Here is a 5,215-nt window from a genome sequence, read left to right on the forward strand (position 1 = left end):
ACTTCGGGAGTTCGTCCAAAGCATAGCGCTCCAAGTAATCATCATTTCTCTTTTCTGTTAAAGGTGAAGAAGAAGCGTAACCTTGACGTTCATATACAATTCCAGAAAGTTTTAGGCGGTCGCATAGTTGTTGAGGGAAATGTTTCCATTGTCCAATAGACCCTAAAGCCTCGTGCAGAAATACGGCTACAATATCCGAATTCGTATTTTCATTGATGCGTTGAAAGTGTATGTCTATATTATTATCTAAGGAAACAAAAGGCATAATCTGGGCATAAAAAAAGTCGACCAAAGCTGATCGACTCTTAAGTATTAATAAGGGGCTTACGATTTAACTCTTTCTACGTAAGTACCTGTTCTTGTATCAATTTTTATTTTCTCACCGTTGTCGATGAATAAAGGAACTCTAACTTCAGCACCTGTATCTATTGTAGCAGGTTTTAAACTGTTTGTAGCTGTATCTCCTTTAATTCCTGGCTCAGTGTAAGTGATTTCTGCTTCAATGTACATAGGTAAATCAACTAACAATGGAGCTTCTTCTTCCGCGTGGAAAGTAATCTCACAAATCATTCCTTCTGATAAGAACTCAGACTTTTCAACCATAGATTTATTGATGAAAACCTGTGTGTAATCTTCCGTATTCATGAAGTGGTAACCTTCATTTTCTGGATATAAGTATTGGTAACTTCTTCTTTCGATACGAACTGGGAAAATTTTGTGTCCAGCAGAGAAAGTATTATCTACAACTTTTCCTGTTTCAATGTTCTTAAGTTTCGTACGAACGAATGCAGGTCCTTTACCTGGTTTAACGTGTTGGAATTCTACGATAGACCAAAGTTTACCATTCCAATCGATGCAAAGTCCGTTTTTTATATCTGAAGTATCTGCCATATTTATATAGTTTGAGAATGCAAATGTAATAAATGATTGAGGAAAGTTGAGGAGAGGAGGTGGGAAAAGTTCATAATTCCATCGATTTTGTGAATATGCGGAATTCTACCTGAATTTTTTATATGACAAGAAAGTTGTACCTTATTTCTAATAAATCACAACCTAACAATCATGAAAAATTATAAGTTTTACACCACTTATTCTGTGGAAGAAAAATGTATAAGTTATTTCAGGAATCACCTTGAATGCAAAGTTCATAAATGTTCAAATTGTGCTTCAAAGAAATTAAAGTGGAGTCAAAAAATAATTGGATGGAAATGCTCAAGTTGTACCAAGAAAATATCACTTAAATCTATTTGTTTTATGAGAGATAGCAACAAATCCTTCTTTGACTGGCTAGAGATCTTACATTTAGTAATGAATGATAAAAAGCCCATGTCTATCAAGTCAATTCTCCGGCAATCTAGACAAAAAAGATACGGAACAGTTTTGTACATGGTTAGAAAAATTCAAAAGGAGTTGGGTAAAATCAATTCTAAAATTCAGTATACTAAAATATCAGAAATAACATTTCAAGGTGATAAAATCAACTCCATTAACTTTCCAGGAAAACTGACTTTATGTTATACGATATCGGAAGATAGAAAACGAGATGAAATTAGATTATTTCTTTCTAAGACTTACAGAGTATATACAAGAAGTTTAAAGAAAGAACTCCTAAAAAGTAAATTTCTTTTCCCAAAATTATTGACGAATAACGAGGAAGACGAATTAGCCATATCATCATGTGCTGAGCAGGGAATAAAGCAGGATTGGAAGAATAAAATTAAAGGTAATCTATTTAAATTATTAAAAGGGATACATCATGAAGTTGCTTGGTATAATCTTCAATTGATCTTAGATGAGTATAGTTTTAAATACAATAGAAGGTATAGTAAGGAATGGAAAGTTGATTTGTTTATGTTCGAGCTCACAATGTGAACAGGTAGAATTGCGCATACCCAATATTTTATCTTTAAAGAATAGAATTCTTCATCACTTTTCAATTACCTTTGCCCCCATGAGAAACAATCGCGAAGAAATTTCTGATTTGGTATTCGGTGTACGTGCCGTAATTGAAGCTGTTAGAGCAGAAGTGGAAATCAACAAAATAATGATTCAAAGAGGAATGCAAAAGGACCTCTTTAAAGAATTGAAGGAAGAATTAGCAGGGAAAAATTACACCCTCCAATTTGTGCCTTTAGAAAAGTTGAACCGATTAACACGTAAAAATCACCAAGGTGTAATCGCCTTTACTTCACCGATAAAATATCAAAATGTAGAGGATGTTTTACAAGAGATTTTTGAAAATGGTGATGAGCCAAACTTTTTAATTTTAGATAGAATTACAGACGTTCGTAATTTTGGAGCTATAGCAAGAACCGCTGAGTGTAGTGGAGTTCACGCGATTATTGTTCCTTCTAAAAATTCAGCATTGGTTACTGGAGATGCAATTAAGACAAGTGCGGGAGCATTGCATAAAATTCCAGTTTGTAAGGTTGATGATTTATCGGAAACGGTTCAATACCTTAAGTCTTCTGGTTTGCGCATTGTAGCTTGTACTGAAAAGACAGATAACTTTGTGTTCGATGTTACCCTCAATGAACCATCGGCAATCATTATGGGGTCTGAGGAAGATGGTATCTCTAAGGAGTTATTAGATTTGGCACATCAGAGAGCAAAAGTTCCATTATTAGGAACCATAGGATCGTATAACGTTGGTGTTGCAACAGGTATTATCTTGTACGAAAAAATGCGACAGTTAATTACAAGCTAATTTGTACTTTCAATTCTCAAGCTGTACTTTCATTTTATGAAAAGAACAAAACAATATATAACGCTCATCCTTATGGTAATGAGCGTTTTTCATATCCAAGCCCAACTTCCCAATAAAGCCGAAAAACTTGTAGGGAAATGGGAATACAAAAAAGGCAGTGGTTCTGAAGAATTTATCTTGGATGCTGACACCTTAAAAGGAACGGCATCGCTAGTGGATAAATACGGAGAAGAGGTGCCTGTGGAAAACATGCAAATCAAAATGGTTAACGGAAATCTCATTTATTCTGCCGAAAAAATAAGTGCGGATAGTTTGGAGAAGGTTGACCAGCATATTTTTGTGGCCAAAGGGAAACGACTCAAGTTCTACAATACAGAGGATGAGTTTGTACAAGCGCTTAAATACCGTGTGCGTTGGTTTAACGCGAATAAAATGGTTTTGGTAATTTATACTTCAGACCATCAAAAAAGAAAACTGAAATTGAATAAAGTGGATTAGGCCATTTCCCCCAAGGTCTTGGGGGGCGGGTCATCCGTTCCTATACAAACTACCAAAAATAACTTTCTCTAAAACGCATTTAGCTTCACGTTGGTCGCTAAGCTGCCTTTAAGTTCAAGTAAGTTTTTGTGAATTTTGTATACCACTACTACCCCTAATGGAAAAGGCCCGAGAAATTCCCGAGCCTTTTAAAATGTATGCGTATTTATTGCTTAGAATCTAATTCTTGCAAATCCAAAGGCAGTAGATACACTATGTGTATTGTCGCTCACAAAGCGCAAAATATCCGTAGATGAAATACCAAATTCATAGGCACCACCTCTTAAAATAAAGTTAACTCCGAGCGGAACGTTTGATTTGTAAACGCCACCTCCGTAATATCCGGCAGATAAACATAACCATTTGAAAAGTTTAAAATCACCACCTGCTGAGATTATGGGGTTGGCCAAACTTCCAGGATTGTCCTTGTTGAATGGAGCTACCACATCTACACCAATGTTTATGCGTTTAAAGAACTCCATACTTCCTCCAATGCGTATCGTAGCAGAGTTAGGAACCACAAGTTTTTCTTGGCCCTCTAACTCTAAAATACCATCCTTGTCTAAAAAGCGGTTGACCGATCTTAAAACGTTCGGATCTTTTAATCCTTCTAAGCTCACACTCCCAATTAAGGTGTCTCTTACCTTGTAAATGTTTTTGTTGTAGGTTACACTTCCTATGTTGTTGATGGCTAACCCAAAGGTGAAAATTTTAGCCATTTTTACAGTAGCAGAAAGGTCAAAACCGTATCCATTTCCAACAAGCTCAGGAATCTTCCTCGATGCTTCTTGCATTACTGCCGAAGGATTAGAATTGGCTACTGCACCATAGTCAATATCAAAGCTCGGACTCATTGCTGAGTATAGGTTTACGTTACCATTGCTGGACTCAAAATCAAAGTGAGCCACAGATTGAATGTAACGACCACTAATACCCCCGTATAAAGCAAAAGTTTCAGGTTTACCAAAGATTTTTCTTCCATAACCAATGTTCCATTCTCTGTCCCAACGTTGCTTAATTTTTGTTCCATCAGTTAACTCACTAATGAGAATAGGGGAGCTAATCTGACCAGAGATGGCTGCAGCTAAAGTGTCTTCAGAAATTCCAGGTCTGTTGGCTATTTGGGTTGTGTCTCCGTCAAAAGCTACGGTTAAAGAGTCAAAAATAGAAGCAAACTGACCTCTAAAGATAATGTCCGTAGTTTGTTGGTTGAGTTGTGAATACCAATTGAATTTTTCTCGAACTTGAACAGCAATTCCTCCGAATTTTTCGCCTTGATAAGCAAATCCAAACCAATTGTAATTTGCATTCATTGCGATTCCCTTCTCAGCAAAATTTGCTACAGATTCCTTTTGTTCTGCCAGGTTAAAACCTTCTGCAGAATTACCAGTTACTTCGTTGGTAATGGCAGTTCTTAAATTAATGAAGTTTTGTTTGGTAAGGGCTGGACTGTAAATACTAAAAGCCATTTCCGAAGTGCCAAAAGTTGCCTTTTTGTCTTCGTAACCCGTACCAGTACCAAGCATAGAAGTATTAATTCCTAAACATTGATAGTCTGTTAAAAAGGTAGTAGCTACCCCTTTTCCAATTGCAGTGTAGGCTCCATTCTGAGTTTGTCCGAAGACTATGGTCGTTGTAAAAAGAAGGATGACTAAACTGTAAAATTTCATAGCGTGTTATTATGTTCTGGATAAAAGTAATGATTTACTTCCATTTAATTCCGCACCCCATACATGGCTTCTCCGTACCACTAAAACTTTCATTTTTTACCAATAAATCAAGGGCATTTTTAAGGTCTTTTCCACTGACTTCAATATCATTACTTGGACGTGAGTCATCGATTTGTCCGTGGAAGTAAAGTTGCTTAGCGCTGTCAAATACAAATATATCTGGAGTGCACGCAGCGTTGTAAGCCTTGGCAATATCTTGCGTGCTGTCGTATAGGTAAGGGAAGGGGTACTCCAATTCTTC

The 5,215-nt window shown here is 36.5% G+C and carries 6 protein-coding genes and 1 pseudogene; 3 read left to right on the forward strand and 4 right to left on the reverse strand.

What is annotated here, in order from left to right; translation table 11 throughout:
• A pseudogene (locus tag AC22ZQ_RS12285) lies at positions 1-265 on the reverse strand (hypothetical protein); the annotation flags it as partial.
• Between the two features lie 59 nt (positions 266-324).
• A complete protein-coding gene (efp, locus tag AC22ZQ_RS12290) occupies positions 325-891 on the reverse strand; it encodes an elongation factor P (RefSeq protein WP_318959065.1) in 567 nt (188 codons plus the stop codon).
• Positions 892-1,254: 363 nt separating this feature from the next.
• Between efp and AC22ZQ_RS12295 the strand changes: the two genes are divergently transcribed.
• From AC22ZQ_RS12295 to AC22ZQ_RS12305, 3 genes are all read left to right on the forward strand, one after another.
• Complete coding sequence (locus AC22ZQ_RS12295) at positions 1,255-1,872, forward strand: hypothetical protein (RefSeq protein WP_318959066.1); 618 nt, start codon at positions 1,255-1,257, stop codon at positions 1,870-1,872.
• Positions 1,873-1,951: 79 nt separating this feature from the next.
• A complete protein-coding gene (gene rlmB, locus AC22ZQ_RS12300) occupies positions 1,952-2,707 on the forward strand; it encodes a 23S rRNA (guanosine(2251)-2'-O)-methyltransferase RlmB (protein WP_318959067.1) in 756 nt (251 codons plus the stop codon).
• A 36-nt stretch (positions 2,708-2,743) separates the two neighbouring features.
• Positions 2,744-3,205 (forward strand): hypothetical protein, encoded by a 462-nt coding sequence (locus AC22ZQ_RS12305; RefSeq protein ID WP_318959068.1) that lies wholly within the window; start codon positions 2,744-2,746, stop codon positions 3,203-3,205.
• A 212-nt stretch (positions 3,206-3,417) separates the two neighbouring features.
• Here AC22ZQ_RS12305 and AC22ZQ_RS12310 read toward each other — a convergent pair whose 3' ends face one another.
• Together AC22ZQ_RS12310 and AC22ZQ_RS12315 are read right to left on the reverse strand one after the other, a co-directional pair.
• A complete protein-coding gene (locus AC22ZQ_RS12310) occupies positions 3,418-4,914 on the reverse strand; it encodes a DUF5723 family protein (RefSeq protein WP_318959069.1) in 1,497 nt (498 codons plus the stop codon).
• Between the two features lie 34 nt (positions 4,915-4,948).
• Positions 4,949-5,215 (reverse strand): thioredoxin domain-containing protein (locus AC22ZQ_RS12315; protein ID WP_486756242.1); only part of this gene is annotated, 267 nt, incomplete at its 5' end.

The sequence above is a fragment of the Lishizhenia sp. genome (assembly GCF_057456495.1).

Bases quoted from the DNA above. Each gene is read 5' to 3' on its own strand.
- efp (WP_318959065.1), bottom strand. From the start codon at position 891: ATGGCAGATACTTCAGATATAAAAAACGGACTTTGCATCGATTGGAAT.
- AC22ZQ_RS12295 (WP_318959066.1), top strand. From the start codon at position 1,255: ATGAGAGATAGCAACAAATCCTTCTTTGACTGGCTAGAGATCTTACAT.
- AC22ZQ_RS12305 (WP_318959068.1), top strand. From the start codon at position 2,744: ATGAAAAGAACAAAACAATATATAACGCTCATCCTTATGGTAATGAGC.
- AC22ZQ_RS12310 (WP_318959069.1), bottom strand. From the start codon at position 4,914: ATGAAATTTTACAGTTTAGTCATCCTTCTTTTTACAACGACCATAGTC.
- rlmB (WP_318959067.1), top strand. From the start codon at position 1,952: ATGAGAAACAATCGCGAAGAAATTTCTGATTTGGTATTCGGTGTACGT.